Source organism: Gordonia sp. (in: high G+C Gram-positive bacteria), assembly GCF_047602025.1.
Classification (GTDB): Bacteria; Actinomycetota; Actinomycetes; order Mycobacteriales; family Mycobacteriaceae; genus Gordonia.
Window position 1 is genome coordinate 1472237 of sequence record NZ_JASGII010000001.1, and the last position, 21479, is coordinate 1493715.

The following is a 21479-nucleotide window of genomic DNA, read 5'->3' on the forward strand; positions in this document are numbered from 1 at the left end:
GGTGGCCATGAATCGTGTTGCTCCCGCCGTCCTGGCGGTCGCCGTGGCCCTCGCCCTGCCCTGGCCGTGGCCGGATACCGGCAGCTTCGGCGGCGGCCGATCGTCCTACCAGCAGGAGGGTGGCTCCTGCTACACCAACGAGTACGGCCATCGGTCGGTCGACGGCCGCCTGTACTGCAACCGGTCCACCGGACTCTGGACGCGGCGGCGCTGACGAAACGGACCACAACCGGATTGGCAGCATCAGGATGGTGTTCATGTCGGAATCCGACGCAAACACCATCGTGATGGTCGGTACATCCTCCCCGGACCACTGTCAGCCACGGCGACTAATCTGGAGTCGTGCCCGATCCCTCGACCTACCGACCCGCGCCCGGGTCGATACCGACTGAGCCGGGGGTCTACAAGTTTCGGGATCCGCACGGCCGTGTCATCTACGTCGGCAAGGCCAAGAACCTGCGGTCCCGCTTGACGTCGTACTTCGCGGACGTCGCGTCGCTGCACCCGCGGACGCACCAGATGGTGACGACCGCGGCCTCGGTCGAGTGGACCGTCGTGACGACCGAGGTCGAGGCGCTCCAGCTCGAATACAACTGGATCAAAGAATTCGATCCGCGGTTCAACGTCCGCTACCGCGACGACAAGTCCTACCCGATGCTCGCGGTCACCCTGAACGAGGAATACCCGCGCCTGTTCGTCTACCGGGGTCCGCGCCGCAAGGGGGTGCGGTACTTCGGCCCGTACTCGCACGCCTGGGCGATCCGGGAGACCCTCGACCTCCTGACCCGGGTGTTCCCGGCGCGCACCTGCTCCAACGGCGTCTTCAAACGGCACAGTCAGATGGGCCGTCCGTGCCTGCTCGGCTACATCGACAAGTGCTCGGCGCCCTGTACCGGCCGGGTCAGCGCGGCCGAACACCGCGAGATCGTCGACGACTTCTGCGATTTCCTCGCCGGACGCACCGACCGGATGATCGCCGACGTCGAGAAACAGATGCGGCAGGCCTCCGAAGACCTCGACTTCGAGCGCGCGGCGCGACTGCGCGACGACGCGACGGCGCTGCGCCGGGCCATGGAGAAGCAGACGGTCGTCCTCGGCGACGGGACCGACGCTGACGTCGTGGCGATGGTCGGCGACGAACTGGAGACCTCGGTCCAGGTGTTCCAGGTCCGCGACGGTCGCGTGCGCGGCCAGCGCGGTTGGGTCGTCGAGCGCCCCGACGACGACACGCTCGGCGCCCAGGTCGAGCAGTTCCTGACCCAGTTCTACGGCGCCCAGGTAGACCAGGACGCCACCGTGACGATGTCGGCAAGCCGGGAGTTGGGGGAATCGGTGCCGCGCGAGGTGTTGGTGCCCGACTTGCCCGACGACGCCGGTGAACTGGCCGACTGGTTGTCCGACCTGCGTGGTTCGCGGGTGGATCTCCGGGTGCCGCAGCGCGGGGACAAGCGCGATCTCCTCGAGACCGTCGAGCGGAATGCATCCGAGGCGCTGGCCCAGCACAAGCTCCGCCGGGCCGGGGATCTCACCTCGCGATCGGCGGCCCTCACCGAGATCCAGGAGTACCTCGGGATGGACTCGGCGCCGCTGCGCATCGAGTGCGTCGACATCTCCCATGTCCAGGGCACCGACGTGGTCGCTTCGCTCGTGGTGTTCGAGGACGGGCTGCCCCGCAAATCCGACTACCGGCACTACTCGATCAAAGAGGCGGCCGGCGACGGGCGGTCCGACGACGTGGCGTCCATCGCGGAGGTGACGCGTCGTCGATTCCTCCGGCACCGCGCGGAGCCCGACGGCGATGAGCGCATCGACGCCGAGACCGGCAAGCCGAAGCGCTTCGCCTACCCGCCCAACCTGTTCGTCGTCGACGGCGGAGCCCCGCAGACGCACGCCGCGGCGGCGGTGCTCGACGAACTCGGCATCACCGACGTGACGGTCGTCGGCCTGGCGAAGCGGATGGAGGAGATCTGGGCGCCCGGCGACGACGAGCCGATCATCATGCCGCGCACCAGCGAGGGCCTGTTCCTCCTGCAGCGGGTGCGCGACGAGGCGCACCGGTTCGCGATCTCCTTCCACCGCAGCAAACGCAGCAAACGGATGACGAGCTCGGCGCTCGACGCGGTGCCCGGTCTCGGCCCGACGCGCCGCACCGCGCTCGTCACCGCCTTCGGCTCGGTGGCCAACCTGCGCGCCGCGAGCGTCGACGACATCGCCGCGGTCCCCGGAATCGGTCCAACTACCGCAAAGACCGTTCACGATGCACTGGTAATGGGTAGACAGGAGGACGATGGCTGAGAGCACGGTTGTCTTCATCGCGGGCATGTCCGGTGCCGGCCGTTCGGCGGCCGCGGACGTGTTCGAGGACGAGGGCTGGTATGTCGCCGACAACGTCCCGGTGTCGTTGATCGGCAAACTCGTCGAACTCGCGCGCACGGGCGGCGAGGCGACGTCGCGGATCGCCATGGTGGTGCGCGGCACCGACGATCACCTGGCACCGGAGCTGGCGCAGTTGCGCGCCGATCTCGAGGCGGCCGGCACGACGGTGTGGCAGGTCTTCCTCGACGCCAGCGACGAGGTACTCGTCCGCCGCTTCGAGCAGGTGCGCCGCCGCCATCCGCTCCAGACCGACGACACCCTCATCGAGGCAATCGGCCGCGAACGCGACTACCTCGTCGGCGTGAAGGAGCAGTCCGACCTGGTCATCGACACCACGTCGCTGCCGGTCGCCAAACTCCGCGAAACCCTCACCAACGCCGCGCAGGACACCGAACAGCCGGCGAGCCTGTCGGTGTCGATCCAGTCCTTCGGCTTCAAGTACGGCCTGCCGATCGACTCGGACCTGGTGACCGACGTGCGCTTCCTGCCGAACCCGTTCTGGCTGCCGGAGTTGCGCGAGCACACCGGACAGGACGAAGCCGTGCGGGACTACGTGCTCGGCCAGGAGGGGGCCGACGAGTTCGCCCGGCTCTACGTCGACATCATCCGGCTCGTCGCGGACGGCTACCTGCGTGAGGGCAAGCGGTACATGAGCGTGGGCATCGGCTGCACGGGCGGCAAGCACCGCAGCGTCGCCATGGCCGAGGAATTGGCGCGCCGACTCGGCGAGGCCCAGGACGAGGGCGACGGTCCCAAGTTCGAGATCCGGGTCATGCACCGTGATCTGGGGCGCGAATGAGCGGCGCCGGGAACCGGAAGATCGTCGCGCTCGGCGGCGGCCACGGGCTGTACGCCACGCTCACCGCCATGCGCTTCCTCAGCCCCGAGATCACCGCGGTGGTCACCGTGGCCGACGACGGCGGCTCCTCGGGGCGGTTGCGCAGCGAACTCGATCTCATCCCGCCGGGCGACCTGCGGATGGCGCTCGCCGCGCTGCTCGTCGCCCCGGCCGCCCTGGCCGACACCGAGAAGGACGGGCGCAGCCCGGCCGACGCGCAACTCTGGGGCGACCTGTTGCAGCACCGATTCGGCGGGCACGGCGCACTCGCCGGGCACCCGATCGGCAACCTACTGCTGCTCGGGCTCACCGAGATGCTGGGTGATTCGGTGCAGGCGCTCAAGAAGCTGGGGGAGTTGTTCCAGATCACCGGCACGGTGCTGCCGATGTCGACCGTGCCGCTCACCATCGAGGCCGACGTCACCGGGCTGGAGGCCGATCCCCGGCTCAGCCGCTGTATCCAGGGCCAGGTCGCGGTGGCCACCACGCCCGGCAAGGTGCGGCGGGTGCGGCTGCTGCCCGACGCGCCGCCGGCGAGCAAGGACGCCTGCACGGCGATCGCGGAGGCAGACCTCGTCGTGCTGGGTCCCGGGTCGTGGTTCTCGAGCGTGATCCCGCATGTTTTGGTGCCCGATCAGCTCAACGCGCTGATTTCAACATCTGCACGTAGGATGCTCATAGTCAATCTCGCCCCGGAGCCGGGGGAGACGCCCGGCTTCTCGGTCGAGCGCCACCTCCACGTGCTGCACGCGCATGCCGACAAGCTCCGGATCGACGACGTCCTCGTCGACGAGCGGTCGGTTCCGGCCGGGCGGGAGCGCGACCACCTCGCACGGGCAGCGGCGCTGTTCGGCGCGGAGTTGCACGTCGGAGACCTTGCGGTGCCCGGCAAGCACGTCCACGACCCGCGCCGGGTCGCCGACGCGGTTGCCGCGCTCGCCCGTACGGATCGCGATCCGGCCGGGCAGCGTCCGCAGGGCCGGGGATTGGCATAGTTGGTCTCGAGGTACATGTCGTGAGTGGAGGAACGTCAGCGGTGGCGATGACAGCTGCGGTGAAGGACGAGTTGAGTCGTCTTGCCGTGACCCAGGTCAGCTGCCGCAAGGCCGAGGTCGCGGCGCTGCTGCGCTTCGCCGGCGGCCTGCACATCGTCGCCGGTCGCGTCGTCGTCGAGGCGGAGTTGGACACCGGCAATGTCGCCCGCCGGCTGCGGCGCGAGATCCACGACCTCTACGGCTATGCCTCCGACGTCCACATCCTGCGCAGCGGCGGTATCCGCAAGGGCTCGCGCTACATCGTGCGCGTCGTCAAGGACGGCGAGGCACTGGCCCGCCAGACCGGCCTGCTCGACCTGCGCGGCCGCCCGGTGCGCGGCCTCCCCGCGCAGGTCGTCGGCGGCAGCATCGCCGACTCGGAAGCCGCCTGGCGCGGCGCCTTCCTCGCCCACGGCTCGCTCACCGAGCCGGGCCGCTCGTCGGCGCTGGAGGTCAGCTGTCCCGGCCCCGAGGCCGCACTCGCCCTGGTCGGCGCGGCCCGCCGGCTGGGCGTGGCCGCCAAGGCGCGCGAGGTGCGCGGGGCCGACCGCGTCGTCATCCGCGACGGGGAGGCCATCGGCGCGCTGCTCACCCGGATGGGCGCCCAGGACACCCGTCTGGAGTGGGAGGAGCGCCGGATGCGCCGGGAGGTTCGCGCGACCGCGAACCGGCTGGCCAACTTCGACGACGCCAACCTGCGTCGCTCGGCCCGTGCGGCCGTCGCCGCGGCCGCCCGCGTGGAGCGGGCGCTGGAGATCCTGGGCGACGAGGTGCCCGACCACCTGATCGCGGCCGGCCGGTTGCGCGTGACGCACCGTCAGGCTTCCCTGGAGGAGTTGGGCAAGCTTGCCGACCCGCCGATGACCAAGGACGCGGTCGCCGGCCGCATCCGCCGCCTGCTGTCGATGGCCGACAAGAAGGCCCGCACGGAGGGGATCCCGGACACCGAATCGGTGGTCACCTCCGAACTGCTCGACGAGGCCTGAGAACGCCGCCGACGCCCGGGCGGGCCTGTTTCGCCCGGCCGTGGCGCACCGACTAGGCTGAGGGCCACACCCGTAGGACCCGTCATACCCTCGGCGCGCGCCCATCACCGCCGCGTGCCAACCACAAAGGAGAAAGCACGTGACTGTTCGCGTAGGCGTCAACGGATTCGGCCGGATCGGCCGCAACTTCTTCCGCGCCGTCGAGGCCCAGAAGGCGCTCGGCACCACCGATATTGAGATCGTCGCGGTCAACGACCTGACCGACAACGCCACGCTGGCCCACCTGCTGAAGTTCGACTCGATCCTGGGCCGCCTGCCCGAGGACGTCCGCCTGGAGGGCGAGGACACCATCGTCGTCGGCGACAAGAAGATCAAGGCCCTCGAGGTCAAGGAGGGCCCGGCGGCCATTCCGTGGGGCGACCTGGGCGTCGACGTCGTCGTCGAGTCCACCGGCATCTTCACCGCGCGCGACAAGGCCCAGGGCCACCTCGACGCCGGCGCCAAGAAGGTCATCATCTCCGCGCCGGCCTCCGACGAGGACATCACCATCGTGATGGGCGTCAACGACGACAAGTACGACGGCAGCCAGAACATCATCTCCAACGCCTCGTGCACCACGAACTGCCTCGGCCCGATGGCCAAGGTCCTCAACGACGAGTTCGGCATCGTCAAGGGCCTGATGACCACGGTCCACGCCTACACGCAGGACCAGAACCTGCAGGACGGCCCGCACAAGGACCTGCGCCGCGCCCGCGCCGCCGCCATCAACGTCGTCCCGACGTCGACCGGTGCCGCTAAGGCGATCGGCCTGGTGCTCCCGGAGCTCAAGGGCAAGCTCGACGGTTACGCGCTGCGCGTGCCGATCCCGACCGGCTCGGTCACCGACCTCACCGCGCACCTGGCCAAGAAGGCCTCCGCCGAGGAGATCAACGCCGCGCTGAAGGCGGCCGCCGAGGGCCCGCTCAAGGGCATCCTCAAGTACTACGACGCGCCGATCGTCTCCAGCGACATCGTCACCGACCCGCACAGCTCGCTCGTCGACGGCGGCCTCACCAAGGTCATCGATGACCAGGCGAAGGTCGTGTCCTGGTACGACAACGAGTGGGGCTACTCGAACCGCCTCGTCGACCTGATCGGCCTGGTCAGCAAGTCGCTGTCGGCCTGATCCCAGTCCCACCGAACTCCGAGGAGTCCTCGCATGGCCGTGCCCTCTCTCGCCGACCTGTTGGAGACCGGGGTGTCCGGACGCATCGTGCTGGTGCGCTCGGATCTCAATGTCCCGCTCGATGACGACGGCAACATCACCGACCCGGGCCGCATCGTGGCGTCGGCGCCGACCATCCGCAAGCTCGCCGAGGCGGGTGCGGGGGTCATCGTCACCGCCCATCTGGGTCGCCCCAAGGGGGAGCCGGATCCGAAGCTCTCGCTCGCCCCGGTGGCCAAGCGACTGGGGGAGGAGTTGGGCCGCAACGTCCAGCTCGCCGCCGATGTCGTCGGCTCGGACGCTCTGGCCCGTGCCGAGGGACTGACCGACGGTGACGTCCTCCTGCTGGAGAACATCCGGTTCGACCCGCGCGAGACCAGCAAGGACGACGCCGAGCGCGAAGCCCTCGCCAAGGACCTCGCCGAGCTGACCGGGGTGAACGGAGCGTTCGTCTCCGACGGCTTCGGCGTGGTGCACCGCAAGCAGGCATCGGTCTACGACGTCGCCAAGTTGCTGCCGCACTATGCCGGCGACCTGGTGCACACCGAGGTGCAGGTGCTGTCCAAGCTCACCGAGGACCCGGCGCGGCCGTACGCGGTCGTGCTCGGCGGATCGAAGGTCTCCGACAAGCTCGGCGTCATCGAAGCGCTGGCACCGAAGGTGGACACCCTGGTCATCGGCGGCGGCATGGCGTTCACGTTTATCGCCGCCCAGGGCTTCGGGGTCGGCACCTCGCTGCTGCAAGAGGACCAGATCGACGTCTGCAAGAGCCTGCTCGAACGGTTCGCCGACGTGATCCGCCTCCCCGTCGACGTCGTCGTGGCTGACAAGTTCGCCGCCGACGCCGAGTCGAAGACCGTCCCCGCCGACCAGATCCCGGACGGTTGGATGGGCCTGGACATCGGCCCGGAGTCGGTGAAGCGATTCGCCGCGGCGCTGTCGGCGGCCAAGACGGTGTTCTGGAACGGCCCGTCGGGCGTGTTCGAGTTCAAGAAGTTCGCCGCCGGCACCAAGGGTGTCGCCGAGGCCATCGCCGCGACGACCGCCGACGGCGCGTTCACCGTGGTCGGCGGTGGCGATTCGGCCGCCGCGGTCCGCGCCCTGGGCATCCCGGACGAGGACTTCTCGCACATCTCCACCGGTGGCGGTGCGTCGCTGGAGTACCTCGAGGGCAAGGAACTGCCCGGGTTGACCGTCCTGGAGGCGCCGAACAATGTCTGATGGTCGCAAGCCGCTGATCGCCGGCAACTGGAAGATGAACATGACGCACCTCGAGGCGATCGCCCTGGTGCAGAACATCGACTTCCGCCTGCCGAACAAGTACTACGACAAGGTCGACGTGACGGTGATCCCGCCGTTCACCGACATCCGCAGCGTGCAGACCATCGTCGACGGCGACAAACTGCTGCTCACCTACGGCGCCCAGGACCTGTCCGAGCACGACTCTGGTGCCTACACCGGCGAGATCAGCGGCGCGTTCCTGACCAAGCTGGGCTGCACATACGTCGTCGTCGGGCACTCCGAGCGCCGCACGTACCACAACGAGACCGACGAGGTCGTGCTCGCCAAGACCAAGGCCGCGCTGCGCCACCAGCTCACCCCGATCGTCTGCATCGGCGAGGGCCTCGAGGTCCGGGAGGCGGGGGAGCACATCGCCTTCAACGTCGCCCAGCTCAAGGGGTCGTTGGCCGGTCTGTCGGCGGCGGAGATCGCCAAGACGGTCATCGCGTACGAGCCGGTGTGGGCCATCGGCACCGGCCGCGTCGCCAGCGCCGACGATGCCCAGGAGGTGTGCGCCGCGGTGCGCGCCACCATCGCCGAACTGGCCGACGAGGCCGTCGCCGAAGAGATCCGCGTGCTGTACGGCGGCTCGGTCAACGCCAAGAACATCGGCGACCTCATCGCACAGACCGACGTCGACGGAGCCCTCGTCGGCGGTGCCTCGCTCAAGGCGGAGGAGTTCGCAACGCTGTCGGCGATCGCCGCCGGCGGCCCGCTCCCGTAACCGCCCCGCTCGTTCGCGTACACTCTTCGATGGCCCCGGCGGCCACTCGACTCCCGTAGTAGAAGGACCAGACGACCGTGCAACTCGCGCTTCAGATCGGTATCGCCATCACCAGCCTCTTGCTGGTGGTCCTGGTCTTGCTGCACCGCGGCAAGGGCGGCGGCCTGTCATCGCTGTTCGGCGGCGGCGTGCAGTCCAGCCTGTCCGGCTCCAGCGTCGTCGAGCGCAACCTCGACCGCCTGACCATCGCCGTCGGCGGCCTGTGGTTCCTGCTCATCGTGGGCATGGAGCTCTACATCAGGTTCGCCCAGAAATAGTCGCCGCGGCGGGCCCACCGCCGACTCGCCGTGCCGTCCGGCCCCCGCTCGGGGATACTCGGAGCCATGGCCGCCGACCCCGCTCCCGTCGTTCCCGTTCAGTCGCCGCTGTGGCGGCCCGACACCTCCGTCGTCGATCGGCTGGAGGTCGACAAGACCGATCGGGCGCTGACCGAGCCGCTGCGCGAGGACATCCGCCTGTTGGGCGGGATGCTCGGCGACATCATCCGCGAACACTCCGGCAGCTCCACCTTCAACCTCGTCGAGGGTTCCCGCCAGGCCGCCTTCGACATCCGCGAGAGCGAGATGGACCGCGACCGGCTCGCGGAGCGCTACGACGGCCAGCCGGCCGACGAACTCCTGCCGGTGGCCCGCGCATTCTCCCTCTTCGGCCTCTTGGCGAACCTCGCCGAGGACTTGCACCGCGAACGCCGCCGGGAGATTCATCTGCGCGCCGGCGACCGGCCGCAGAACAGCAGCTTGGCGGCCACCTACGCCAAGCTCGCCGACGCGAAACTCACCGACGCGCGCGTCGGAGCCGAGCTGGCCGACTGCACGGTCGTGCCCGTCATCACCGCGCACCCGACCGAGACGCGGCGGCGCACCATCTTCGAGGCCCAGAACCGGATCACCGAACTGATGCGGCTGCGCCGTCGCACCGAGCTGACGCCGGCCGAGGACGCGGCGACGCTCGCGGCGATCCGACGCCAGATCCTCACCATGTGGCAGACCGCCCTCATCCGGCTCGAGCGACTGTCCATCCGCGACGAGATCGCCGCCGGCCTGCGCTACTACGACGCCACCTTCTTCGACGTCGTTCCCCGGATCAACACCGAGACCCGGGCGGCGCTGTGCGCGGCGTACCCGAAGGCGGGGCTGGCACACGCGCCGATGATCCGGATGGGCTCGTGGATCGGTGGCGACCGGGACGGCAACCCCTTCGTCACCGGTGACGTGATGACGACCGCGACGTCGTCCGCGGCGCGACTCGCCTTCGCCCACCACCTGGAACAGTTGGAAGAGCTCTACCGCGAGCTAAGCATGTCCGAGCGCCTGGTGACGGTGACGCCGGAGTTGGCGGCACTGGCCGACCAGGCCACCGTCGGCACCCCGGACGAACCCTTCCGGCGCGCGCTCCGCGTGATCCGGGCACGACTGTCCGCCACCGCGCTCGACCGCCTCGGCGACGAAGGCGGGTCGCTGCCGTACCTGGTGCCGGCCGAGGCGGGCGGTCCGACCGCCGCTGACGGCTACCGGGACAAGGAGGCCTTCCGCGCCGACCTCGACGTCCTCGACGCGGCGTTGCGCGCGAACGGCGACGACGAGATCGCCGACGACCACCTGCTGCGCGTCCGGGAGAGCGCCCTCGCGTTCGGCTTCAACCTGTCCGGCCTGGACATGCGGCAGAACTCCGAGGTGCACGAGACGGTGGTCGGCGAGCTGCTGGCCTGGGCCGGCGTCCATCCGGACTACGCCTCGCTGGACGAGCCGGCGCGCGTCGAACTCCTGACCGCCGACCTGCGCTCGCGCCGACCGCTCGCCGGGCCGGGGGCCGAGCTCGGTGAACTCGCCGACAAGGAACTGGCCATCGTGCGCGCGGCGGCCACCGCGGTCGCCACCTTCGGCCCCGAGGCCGTGCCCAACTATGTGATCAGCATGTGCACGTCGGTCAGCGACATGCTCGAAGCACTGATCCTCCTCAAGGAGGCCGGCCTGTACGACGCCGGCGGGGGAGAGCGGGCGAGTTGCCGGCTGCGCGTCGTGCCGCTCTTCGAGACCATCGAGGACCTGCAGCAGGGAGCCGCGACGATCCTCGCCGCGCTCGACGTCCCGCTGTACCGGCAGATCGTCGACGGTCAGGGCGGCATGCAGGAAGTCATGCTCGGCTATTCCGACTCGAACAAGGACGGCGGCTACCTCGCCGCGAACTGGGCGCTGTATCGCGCCGAGCTGGACCTGGTCGAGGCCGCGAAGAAGGCCAAGGTGCGGCTGCGGTTGTTCCACGGTCGGGGCGGCACCGTGGGCCGCGGCGGCGGCCCGAGCTACGAGGCGATCCTGGCGCAGCCGCCCGGCGCCGTGCAGGGCTCGCTGCGCATCACCGAACAGGGCGAGATCATCGCCGCCAAGTACGCCGAACCGGTCTCGGCCCACCGCAACCTCGAGACGATCCTCGCCGCCACGATCGAGTCGTCGCTGCTCGACGTCGAGGGCCTGGGGGACGACTCCGAGCACGCCTACGAGATCCTCGACGACCTCGCCGCGCGCGCCCGCACCGCCTACGGCGACCTCGTGCACCGGACGCCGGGTTTCGTCGAGTACTTCACGACCTCGACGCCGCTGTCGGAGATCGGCGAGCTCAACATTGGCAGTCGTCCCGCGGCCCGCAAGCAGACCAAGGAGATCTCCGATCTGCGCGCCATCCCGTGGGTGCTGTCGTGGAGCCAGTCGCGGGTGATGTTGCCCGGTTGGTATGGGACCGGCACGGCCTTCGCCGAGTGGATCGGGGACGACGCCGAGCGTCTTGAGACGCTGCGCGACTACAACCGCCGGTGGCCCTTCTTCACGAGCGTGATGTCGAACATGGCCCAGGTGCTGGCGAAATCCGACATGGGCGTGGCGCACCGGTACTCACAGCTCGTGCCCGATCCCGAGCTGCGCGAGCGGGTCTTCGGCCGTATCGTCGCCGAGCACGAGTTGACCATCGCGATGCACGCGGCGATCACCGAGTCCGACGACCTGCTCGCCGACAACCCGGCGCTCAAGCGCTCGGTCTACAACCGGTACCCGTATCTGGAGCCGCTCAACCTGCTGCAGGTCGAATTCCTCAAGCGCTATCGCGCCGGCGAGGACAGTCGGGAGGTGCGCCGCGGCATCCTGCTCACGATGAACGGCCTGGCCACCGCGCTGCGCAACAGCGGTTAAGCGGCGGACTGCGGCGCAGCCCACTGCCGTGGTGCGGCTGTGAGGGGTATTACCCGACGCGCCCGACGCTTCTCTTGGGCTTTACTAAGTCTTTAGTATTACTGTGGAAACGTAATACCCAGGCCGTCGGTGCAGCGTCGCGCCGCCGTAGTTCCGGGAAGTGCCGCGTGCACCACAGACGTTCAGGGAGACCATGGCCACCTCAGCCCCAACCGCCACACCGCCCCTGGCGACGCGTTTGCGCGACGCCGCCCGCTACGACCTGCCGGCCTCCGTCGTCGTGTTCCTGGTCGCGCTGCCGCTCTCGCTCGGCATCGCCATCGCGTCCGGCGCGCCGGTGGCGGCCGGACTGATCGCCGCCGTTATCGGCGGCATCGTCGCCGGCGCCCTCGGCGGCTCCGCGGTGCAGGTCAGCGGCCCGGCGGCGGGCCTCACCGTCGTCGTCGCGGAGTCGATCGACACGTTCGGCTTCAAGGTGACGTGCGGCATCGTCGCCGCGGCCGGCATCCTGCAGATCCTGATCGGCCTGAGCCGGGTCGCGCGCGCCGCCCTGGCCGTCGCACCCGTGGTCGTCCACGCGATGCTCGCCGGAATCGGCATCACCATCGCCCTGCAGCAGATGCACGTCCTGCTGGGCGGCACCTCGCACAGCACGGCGTGGAAGAACCTCATCGAACTGCCCGGCCAGATCGCGCACCTGCACCTGTGGGCGGCGGCACTGGGCGCCCTGGTCGTCGCCATCATGTTCGGCTGGAACTATCTGCCCGCGAAGGTCCGCGTCGTGCCGGCCGCCCTGGTGGCCATCATCATCGCGACGGTCGTCTCGCTGGCCGGTCCCGACGACATCAAGCGCGTCAACATCGACGGCTCGTTGTTCGACTCGATCGGCCTGCCCGAGCTGCCAAGCGGCAACTGGGGTGCGCTGGTGCTGGCCGTCATCACCATCTGCTTGATCGCCAGCGTCGAGAGCCTGCTGTCGGCGGTCGCCGTGGACAAGATGCACACCGGCGCCCGCACCAACTTCGACCGCGAGATGATCGGCCAGGGCTCGGCGAACGTGCTCTCCGGCCTCGTCGGCGGCCTGCCCATCACCGGCGTCATCGTCCGCAGCTCGACGAACGTCCTCGCCGGCGCCCGCACCCGCGCCTCCGCGATCCTGCACGGCGTGTGGATCCTGGTCTTCTCCGCGTCGCTGGTCTCCCTGGTGGAGAAGATCCCGCTCGCCGCGCTCGCCGGCCTCCTGGTGGTGATCGGCACGCAGCTCGTGAAGATCTCGCACGTGAAGCTGGCCCACCGCACCGGCGATCTGCTGGTCTACGTCGTCACCGTCCTCGGCGTGATCTTCCTCAACCTCCTCGAGGGCGTGCTCCTGGGCCTCGCGGTCGCGGCGGTGCTGTTGATCTGGCGCGTGATCCGGGTCGCCGTCGAGGTCGACCAGGTGCCCGACTCCGACCAGTGGGAGGTGAAGATCGACGGGTCGGCGACCTTCCTTTCGCTGCCGAAGCTGTCGGCCAGCCTGAACAAGATCCCGGCCGGCGTCCCGGTGACCGTCGAGATGACCGTCGACTTCCTCGACCACGCGGCTTTCGAGACCATCGACGACTGGGCGCGCCAGCACCGGGCCACCGGCGGCACCGTCCACTTCATCGAGATCGGCGAGGCCAAGATGAGCACCGCGGCCACCCAGCCGCCGCAGCGCAGCCTGGGTCGGGCCACCCTCGACGACATCTTCGCACCCTGGCGCAGTTCCGAGGATTCGTCGCTGGCCAGCGGAATCGCCAACTACAACCGGGGCCACGCGCACCTGTTGCGCCCGCACCTCAACGAACTGCGCACCGGCCAGGACCCGGAAGCCTTCTTCCTCACCTGCGTCGATTCGCGCATCGTGCCGAACGTCATCACCGGCAGCGGGCCGGGCGACCTGTTCACGGTCCGCAACGTCGGCAACCTGGTGCCCGAGCACGACGGCATCTCCGTCGATGCGGCCCTCGAGTTCGCCGTCGAGGTGTTGAACGTCGAGACGATCGTCGTCTGCGGCCACTCCGCCTGCGGTGCGATGGCCGGGCTCCTGTCCGGCCAGGCGGGCCTGCCGAGCATCGACCGCTGGTTGGCCCACGGCCAGCAGAGCGTGGGCCGCTTCCGGGCGGGCCACCCCGTCGGGGAGGCGGCGCGCGAGGCCGGTTACCCGGAGGTCGACCAGCTGGCCATGGTTAACGTCGCGGTCCAGGTCGAGCGCCTGCGCTCGCACCCGACGATCCTGCGGGCACAGCAGGACCGGGAGGTGGCCGTGGCCGGGATCTTCTTCGACATCGGCACCGCGAAGGTCATCGAGATCGGCACCAGTTCGATCTCGTCGATCACGGGGCACGGCAGCACGATCCAGCAGCTCCACGACCACGATCTGAACCTGACCGCGGCGGTCAGCGCCAAGGATGCGGCGGCCGCCGAGTAGCCTGCCCGCTATGACAGGCAAACGCACCGCGCTGGTCACCGGCGCATCGTCGGGGATCGGGCTGGCCGTCGCGCGGGAACTGGTCGATCGGGGCTACCGGGTCATCGGCACGAGCCGGAACCCGGCGAAGATCGCCGACGCCGATCGCGTCCCCGGCGTCGAATACGCGGCGCTCGACCTGGCCGATCGTGCCTCGATCCAGGCTTGTGCCGACGCCGTTGGCGATGTCGACATCGTCGTGCACAACGCGGGGGAGAGCCAGTCGGGGCCGCTCGAGGAGCTGCCCGACGACGCCGTGGACCGGTTGTTCCAGACCAACGTGTTCGGGGCGGTGCAGCTCACCCAGCGCCTGCTGCCGCACATGCGTGCCCAGGGCTACGGCCGGATCATCACCGTCGGGTCGATGCTGGCGAGCTTCCCGTTGGCCCACCGCGGGTCCTACAGCGCCGCCAAGGCCGCGCTCAAGGGCTTCGCCCTGTCGGCGCGGCAGGAGCTCTCACCGTTCGGCGTATGGGTCGCGCACGTCGAACCCGGGTCGATCGCGACGGGGATCGGGGAGCGGCGCACCCACTACATCGCCGACGACTCGGTACCGCGACGACTACGACACGATGATCGCCCACCTCGACGCGAACGAACAGGCCGGGATCCCGCCCGCCAAGGTCGCCAACACCATCGTCAAGGCGATCGAAGCCGACAAGCCGCGCGAGTTCTACGCCGTCGGCTCCAACGCTCCGCTGGTGTTCACCCTGCGGCGCTTGGTGCCGCGCGGCGTGGTCACGTCGATGGTGGCGCGCCGCCACGGCCTCAAGCGCTGAGCTCGGCGCGGAGCGCGGGCCAAGGTCGACGTTGCCATTGACCAATGGCATAGACTGATCCGCATGGTCCTCGATGCCGCTCGGATACGGCTTCTGCGCCGCCGCCGGAGTCATGACGCGAAGGCGGTCGTCACGGGTGCCGGCAGCGGCATCGGCCGGGCGTTCGCCCTCGAATTGGCGCGCCGGGGCGGGCACGTCCTCTGCGCCGACATCGACGGGGAGCGGGCCGCCGAGACAGTCGACCTGATCAGGGCGTCCGGCGGGCGCGCCGACCCGCACACGTGCGACGTCGCCGACCGCTCCCAGGTGCAGGCCCTGGCGACGACCGCCCGCAAACTCTTCGACGGTCCGCCGACGCTCGTCATCAACAACGCCGGCGTCGGCATCGGCGGCCACCAGGTCGGCGAGATCGGATTCGACGACTGGGACTGGGCCCTGGGCATCAACCTGTGGGGCGTCGTCCACGGCTGTGAGATCTTCGCGCCGCTGGTCCGCGAGGCGGGCCACGGCGGCATCATCAACGTCGCCTCCGCCGCCGGGTTCGCTGCTGCACCGGTGATGGGCCCCTACAACGTCTCCAAGGCGGGAGTCATGTCGCTGTCGGAGACGCTGGCCGCCGAACTCAGCGGCACGCCGGTGGCCGTCACCGTCCTCTGCCCGACGTTCGTCAAGACCAACGTCGCCAAGGACGGCCGCATCACCGCCGGTGCGCGCGGATTGGCCGACCGCCTGATGAAGTGGACCGGTGTGTCGCCTGACGCGGTCGCGCGCGAGACCCTCGACGCCAACGACCTCGGCAAGCTCTACGTCGTGCCGCAGTTCGATGCCAACGTCGTGTGGCACCTGAAACGACATTTCCCCGCCCAGTACGCATGGGGCGCGGGGCTGCTCAACCGTGTGCTGCCGCAGTAAACCCACAACCGAAGGACGATCATGGCCCTGGATCTGGACAACACGCTGCGCGTGATCAAGGCGAAGCAGTGGGCGCTGGCCGACATCGACTGGGAAGCCCCCGGCGCCGAGCTGATCGAGCCCGAGCTGCACGCCAAGCTCAAGCCCTTCCTCTCCGACCTGATGTGGATCGAGAACGTGGGCGCCCGCGGGTTCGCCGCCATGGCCAAGAAGGCGCCGACCCCCACACTCAAGAGCATCTACGAGCACTTCCACGCCGAGGAGCAGAAGCACGCCAACGCCGAGCTGGCGCTGATGCGCCGGTGGGGCATGCTCGACGGCGACGAGATCCCGTCGCCCAACGTCAACGTCCAGCTGGTCATCAACTGGCTCGACAAACACGCGGACGGAATGTCGCTGTCGTTCCTGGGCACGGTCATCCCGATGTTGGAGGTCGCCCTGGACGGCGCGCTGATCAAGTTCATCACCGACGAGGTGAAGGACCCGGTCGCGCAGGAGGTCTTCCGGAACATCAACAACGACGAGTCGCGTCACCTGGCCGTCGACTACGAGGTGATGGACATCCTCGGCCACGCCGGGGCCCGCAAACTGGCCGCCGACTTCATCGGCGGTTGGGTCAACCCGTCGCTGCTGATCGGCACGCTGAGCTACCTGCCGCTGCTCAACAAGATGCGCGACAACATCGTGGCGATGGGAGTCGACGAGCAGAAGCTCTACAAGGCCATCGAGCGGTACCGCTCGGTCGGCGAGCGCAGCAAGTACGTCCGTCGGCTGCCGATGTTCCAGTTGATCTCGCGCCACGGCGGCTGGGTGGTCAACCGCAACGCCGTCCCGTACCACCTGCTGGCCGACGGCCTGGTCAAGGTCACCGAGAAGATCCCGTTCGGCCTGGTCCACAAAACGCCCACCTGGTCGACCGAGCTCACGTACGAGCCGGTCGCATGAGCACCGACGGGCCCCTCGCGGTCGCCGTCATCGGCGCCGGTTTCGCTGGGATCGGCGCCGCCATCCGCCTGCGGCAAGCCGGTGTCGAGGATGTCACCGTCTTCGAGCGCGACACCCGCATCGGCGGCACCTGGCGCGACAACACCTACCCGGGCGCGGCCTGCGACATCCCGTCGCAGCTCTACTCGTACAGCTTCGCGCGCAACCCCGAGTGGTCGCAGACGTACTCCGGCAGCGCCGAGATCCTGGACTACATCGACAAGGTCGCCGCGGACCACGGCGTCATCGACCGCATCGAATTCGGCCGCACGGTCACCGGTCTGACGTACGACGTCCCGACGGGGGAGTGGACCCTCACCTTCGCCGAGCAGGAGCCGGTGCGCGCCCGCTCGGTCATCGTCGCCTCCGGCCCGCTGTCGACGCCGGCGCTGCCCGACATCCCCGGCGTGGCCGACTTTGCCGGTACGGCGATCCACAGCGCCGCCTGGGACCACGACTACGACTTCACCGGCAAGAAGGTCGCCGTCATCGGGACCGGAGCGAGCGCGGTCCAGATCGTCCCCGAGCTGGTCAAACGGGCCGCGTCGGTCAAGGTCTTCCAACGCACGCCCGGCTGGGTGCTGCCGCGGGTGAACCTGGAGACCGGTGAGTTCGCGAAGGGCGTCTACCGCCGCGTCCCCGGCGCCCAACGGCTCGCCCGCGCCCTCTGGTACGGCGGACACGAGACGATGGCGCTCGGCGTCGTCTGGGACACGCCGCTGACCCGCGTCGTGGAGGCCATCGCCAGGCTGCACCTGCGCCTGCAGGTGCGCGATCCGTGGCTGCGCCGACAGCTCACGCCGGACTTCTCCGCCGGATGCAAGCGCCTGCTGATGACCAGCGACTACTACCCGGCGCTGCAGGCGAAGAACGCCAAACTCGTGACGTGGCCGATCGCCCGGATCGCACCGAAGGGGGTGCGCACCGTGGAGGGCATCGAGCACCAGGTCGACTGCATCGTCTACGCGACCGGGTTCGCCGTCGCCAAGCAGGGCACGCCGTATCCGGTGACCGGCGTCGACGGACGCGTGCTCGCCGACGAGTGGAGCGGGGGAGCCCAGGCGTACCGCAGCGTCGCCGTGTCCGGCTACCCGAACCTGTACTTCACCTTCGGCCCCAACTCGGGCCCCGGCCACAACTCGGCGCTGGTGTACCTCGAGGCGCAGATCGAATTCATCACCGAGGCGATCGGCATGGTCGAGCGCGGTGGGTGGAAAGCCCTCGACGTCCGCCGGGAGGCACAGGAGGCGTTCAACGCCGACATCCAGAAGCGGCTGCGGCGCACCACCTGGAATTCGGGCTGCCAGAGCTGGTACCTGACCTCCGACGGCTACAACGCCACCATGTTCCCCGGATTCGCCACGCAGTTCGTCAACCAGATGCGCAGGGTCGACCTGCGCGACTTCCGCATCCTGGTCGACGAACCGGCGCTGAGCGCGGCAACGGTCTAGCGGTCTCACCCGACATAGTCGGCGAGGTGTTTGCCGGTCAGCGTGTCCGCTGCCGCGACCATGTCGCGGGGCGTGCCCTCGAAGACGATCTGCCCGCCGTCGTGACCGGCGCCCGGACCGAGGTCGATGATCCAGTCGGCGTGCGCCATGACGCCCTGGTGGTGTTCGATCACGATCACCGACTTCCCGGCGTCGACGAGTCGGTCCAGCATGCCCAGCAACTGCTGGACGTCGGCGAGGTGCAGGCCCGTGGTCGGCTCGTCCAGCACGTAGACGTCGGCCTTGTCGGCCATCGCGGTGGCCAGCTTCAGTCGTTGCCGCTCGCCCCCGGACAGGGTGGTGAGCGGCTGGCCCAGGGTGATGTAGCCCAGGCCCACGTCGACCAGGCGGTCGAGGATCTTGGCCGCGGCCGGCGTGCGGGCGTCGCCGTCGGTGAAGAAGGCCCGCGCCTGGTCGACGGGCATCGCCAGCACCTCGCTGATGTCTTTGCCGCCCAGGTGGTAGTCGAGGACGTCGGGGCTGAACCGCTTGCCGCCGCAGTCCTCGCAGGGGGTGGCCACACCGGCCATCGTCACCAGGTCCGTGTAGATGACCCCGGCACCCTTGCAGGCGGGGCAGGCGCCTTCGGAATTCGCGCTGAACAACGCCGGTTTCACCCCGTTCGCCTTCGCGAACGCCTTGCGGATCGGGTCGAGCAGCCCGGTGTACGTGGCGGGATTGCTGCGCCGTGAACCGCGGATGGCCGTCTGGTCGATGGCGACGACCTCCTCGCGCCCCGACACCGAGCCGTGGATCAGCGAGCTCTTGCCCGAGCCGGCGACACCGGTGATGGCGACGAGCATGCCCAGCGGGATGTCGACGTCCACGCCCCGCAGGTTGTTCTCGTGTGCGCCGCGGATCGGCAGGGAGCCCGACGGCGCCCGCACCGACTCCTTGAGCGCCGCCCGGTCGTGCAGGTGCCGCCCGGTGAGGGTGTCGGCGGACTCGAGCCCGGCCACATCGCCCTCGTAGCAGATCTGGCCGCCCGCCGAACCGGCCCGCGGACCCAGGTCGATGACGTGGTCGGCAATAGCGATCACCTCCGGTTTGTGCTCGACGACCAGCACCGTGTTGCCCTTGTCCCGCAGCCGGATCAGCAGGTCGTTCATGCGGGCGATGTCGTGCGGGTGGAGCCCGACGGTCGGCTCGTCGAAGACGTAGGTGATGTCGGTGAGCGATGAGCCGAGGTGCCGAATCATCTTGATCCGCTGGGCCTCGCCGCCGGAGAGGGTTCCGGTGGGGCGCTCCAGGTTGAGGTAGCCGAGCCCGATCTCGACGAAGGAGTCGACGGCGGCGCGCAGGTTCTCCATGAGCGGGGCGACGGAGGGCTCGTCGACGGTGCGCAGCCAGGTCGCGACGTCGGTGATCTGGTAGCGGCAGACGTCGGCGATGCTGACCCCGTCGATGGTCGCGGTGCGGGCGGGCTGCGCGAGGCGGGTGCCGTCGCATTCCGGGCACGTCGACTGGGTGACGGCCCGCTGCAGGAAGGCGCGGATGTGGGGTTGGACCGAGTCGATGTCCTTCGACAACATGGACTTCTGGATCCGCGGCATCAGCCCCTCGTACGTGACGTTGATGCCGTCCACCTTGATGCGAGTCGGTTCCTTGTGCAGCAGGTCGGCCAGCTCGTCGTCGGTGAAGTCCTTGATCGGCTTGTCCGGATCGAAGTAGCCGCTCTTGGCGTAAGTGCGGCCGTACCAGCCGTCGGGGGTGAACCCCGGGATGGTCAGCGCGCCGTCGTTCAAGGATTTGGTGTCGTCGTACAGCTCCCGCACGTCCATCTCGGCGACGGTGCCCATGCCCTCGCAGCGCGGGCACATGCCGCCGAGGACGTTGAACGTCTTCGAGGTCTTCTTGCCGCTGGCGGTCTCGGCCTGCCCGCTGCCCTCGACGGACGGCACGTTGAAGGAGAAGGCGTTGGACGCCCCGATGTGCGGGGTCGACAGGCGGCTGAACAGGATTCGCAGCATGGCGTTGACGTCGGTGATGGTGCCGACGGTCGAGCGCGGATTGCCGCCGATGCGCTCCTGGTCGACGATGATGGCGGTCGTGAGGCCGTCGAGGACGTCGACGTCGGGACGGGCCAGCGACGGCATGAAGCCCTGGACGAAGGCGCTGTAGGTCTCGTTCACCAGGCGCTGGGACTCGGCGGCGACGGTGCCGAACACCAGGGAGCTCTTGCCGGAGCCGGACACCCCGGTGAACACGGTGAGTCGTCGCTTGGGCAGGTCGACGCTGACGTCGCGCAGGTTGTTCACCCGGGCGCCGACGACGCGGATGACGTCGTGGGAGTCGGCGGGGTGGCATTCGGTGATGGTCATCAGTGGCGGCCCTCTTCGTCGGCGGTGGTCGTGGCGGTGGCGGCGAGTCGGGCGGCGACGCCGTCGAGGATCGTCTGGAGCCCGAATCGGTACGCGGTGTCGGCGTTGTTGGCGGCGCCCTGGGCCTCGCCCGCGGCGGCACCCACCCGCGAGGCGAGGGGGAAGCGGGCCTCGATGCCGAGGACCGCGAGCTTCGCGCCCTCGCGCTCCCACCATTCCTGCGGGTCTTCCTCGGCGCGCTCCTGCCGGGCATGGTTCTGCGCACGCGCACTGGCGCGCGCGAAGTCGTGCAGGAGGGTCAGGATCGCATCCTTCTCGACGTCGTCGAGGTCGAAGGCCTCGACTGCTTCAAGTTCGTGTTCGTACTTGGCGAGGGTGCCCGGCCCCAGGGTCGCCCGTTCCGATTCGAGGTCGGCGAGCCAGGGGTGTGCTCGGAACAGTGCGAGGTTGTCGTCGGCGATCGCGACAAGACTGCTACGCCAGTCACCGGCGGGGGAGGAGAGCGCCATTTCCGCGCGGACCACGTCGGCCATGAGCTCGAGGAGCTGCTCCCGGCTCTCGACGTAGGAGTAGAGCGACATCACGGGGGTGCCGAGCTGCGCCGCCACGTCCCGCAGGGAGAACGACGATCCCGTGCGATCGGCGACGGCGATCGCCGCGTCGACGACGTCGTCGGGGGAGTACTTGGGCGGTCGGCCGCGCTTGTTCGACGGCACCTCGTTGCGCCACAACAGATCGATGGTGTCCATGACTGTCGTCCTTCCTCATCCCGCGACAATATACCGTATACCGTACGGTTACTAAATAACGTATAGCATAC

At 69.2% G+C, this 21479-nt stretch carries 16 protein-coding genes and 1 pseudogene; 15 read left to right on the plus strand and 2 right to left on the minus strand.

All coding sequences use genetic code 11. The features are described 5' to 3' along the window. Positions 1-7: 7 nt before the first annotated feature. The 15 genes and pseudogenes from QM728_RS07340 (at position 8) to QM728_RS07410 (ending at position 18299) form a co-directional block, all read left to right on the plus strand. A complete protein-coding gene (locus QM728_RS07340; protein WP_415031374.1) occupies positions 8-214 on the plus strand; it encodes a hypothetical protein in 207 nt (68 codons plus the stop codon). A gap of 128 nt (positions 215-342) precedes the next feature. Beyond that, positions 343-2295: an excinuclease ABC subunit UvrC gene (uvrC, locus tag QM728_RS07345; RefSeq protein WP_415031375.1), complete on the plus strand. Its 1953-nt coding sequence runs from the start codon at positions 343-345 to the stop codon at positions 2293-2295. After that, positions 2288-3175 carry an RNase adapter RapZ gene (rapZ, locus tag QM728_RS07350; RefSeq protein WP_415031376.1) on the plus strand — a complete coding sequence of 296 codons (888 nt, stop codon included), beginning with the start codon at positions 2288-2290 and terminating at the stop codon, positions 3173-3175. Before uvrC ends, rapZ begins: the two co-directional genes overlap by 8 nt. Beyond that, positions 3172-4209 (plus strand): gluconeogenesis factor YvcK family protein, encoded by a 1038-nt coding sequence (locus QM728_RS07355; protein ID WP_415031377.1) that lies wholly within the window; start codon positions 3172-3174, stop codon positions 4207-4209. Before rapZ ends, QM728_RS07355 begins: the two co-directional genes overlap by 4 nt. A gap of 41 nt (positions 4210-4250) precedes the next feature. Further along, entirely contained in the window at positions 4251-5234 is a 984-nt protein-coding gene (gene whiA, locus QM728_RS07360; protein WP_415031378.1) for a DNA-binding protein WhiA, read from the plus strand. Positions 5235-5373: 139 nt separating this feature from the next. After that, positions 5374-6399, plus strand: a complete 1026-nt coding sequence (gene gap / locus QM728_RS07365; protein ID WP_415031379.1) for a type I glyceraldehyde-3-phosphate dehydrogenase — start codon at positions 5374-5376, stop codon at positions 6397-6399. A gap of 33 nt (positions 6400-6432) precedes the next feature. Further along, the gene (locus QM728_RS07370) at positions 6433-7659 is read left to right on the plus strand and encodes a phosphoglycerate kinase (RefSeq protein ID WP_415031380.1); all 1227 of its coding nucleotides are present in this window, start codon (positions 6433-6435) and stop codon (positions 7657-7659) included. Continuing rightward, entirely contained in the window at positions 7652-8443 is a 792-nt protein-coding gene (gene tpiA, locus QM728_RS07375; protein WP_415031381.1) for a triose-phosphate isomerase, read from the plus strand. Before QM728_RS07370 ends, tpiA begins: the two co-directional genes overlap by 8 nt. 77 nt (positions 8444-8520) lie before the next feature. Next, a complete protein-coding gene (gene secG, locus QM728_RS07380) occupies positions 8521-8760 on the plus strand; it encodes a preprotein translocase subunit SecG (RefSeq protein WP_415031382.1) in 240 nt (79 codons plus the stop codon). A gap of 66 nt (positions 8761-8826) precedes the next feature. Next, positions 8827-11682 (plus strand): phosphoenolpyruvate carboxylase, encoded by a 2856-nt coding sequence (ppc, locus tag QM728_RS07385; protein WP_415031383.1) that lies wholly within the window; start codon positions 8827-8829, stop codon positions 11680-11682. A 193-nt stretch (positions 11683-11875) separates the two neighbouring features. Further along, entirely contained in the window at positions 11876-14134 is a 2259-nt protein-coding gene (locus QM728_RS07390) for a SulP family inorganic anion transporter (RefSeq protein WP_415031384.1), read from the plus strand. Between the two features lie 10 nt (positions 14135-14144). Then, positions 14145-14952 (plus strand): annotated as a pseudogene (locus QM728_RS07395) (SDR family oxidoreductase). A 63-nt stretch (positions 14953-15015) separates the two neighbouring features. Continuing rightward, complete coding sequence (locus tag QM728_RS07400) at positions 15016-15864, plus strand: SDR family NAD(P)-dependent oxidoreductase (protein WP_415031385.1); 849 nt, start codon at positions 15016-15018, stop codon at positions 15862-15864. Between the two features lie 21 nt (positions 15865-15885). Next, on the plus strand, positions 15886-16809 hold the full coding sequence (locus QM728_RS07405) for a ferritin-like domain-containing protein (RefSeq protein WP_415031386.1): 924 nt from the start codon (positions 15886-15888) through the stop codon (positions 16807-16809). After that, positions 16806-18299, plus strand: a complete 1494-nt coding sequence (locus QM728_RS07410) for a flavin-containing monooxygenase (RefSeq protein ID WP_415031387.1) — start codon at positions 16806-16808, stop codon at positions 18297-18299. Before QM728_RS07405 ends, QM728_RS07410 begins: the two co-directional genes overlap by 4 nt. Before the next feature lie 5 nt (positions 18300-18304). Here the strand turns inward: QM728_RS07410 and QM728_RS07415 are convergent, their stop codons facing one another. Further along, the gene (locus QM728_RS07415; protein WP_415031388.1) at positions 18305-20659 is read right to left on the minus strand and encodes an ATP-binding cassette domain-containing protein; all 2355 of its coding nucleotides are present in this window, start codon (positions 20657-20659) and stop codon (positions 18305-18307) included. Further along, positions 20659-21408, minus strand: coding sequence for a TetR/AcrR family transcriptional regulator (locus tag QM728_RS07420; RefSeq protein WP_415031389.1), 750 nt, complete (start codon positions 21406-21408; stop codon positions 20659-20661). The genes QM728_RS07415 and QM728_RS07420 overlap by 1 nt, the downstream gene beginning before the upstream one ends. Between the last annotated feature and the right edge of the window lie 71 nt (positions 21409-21479).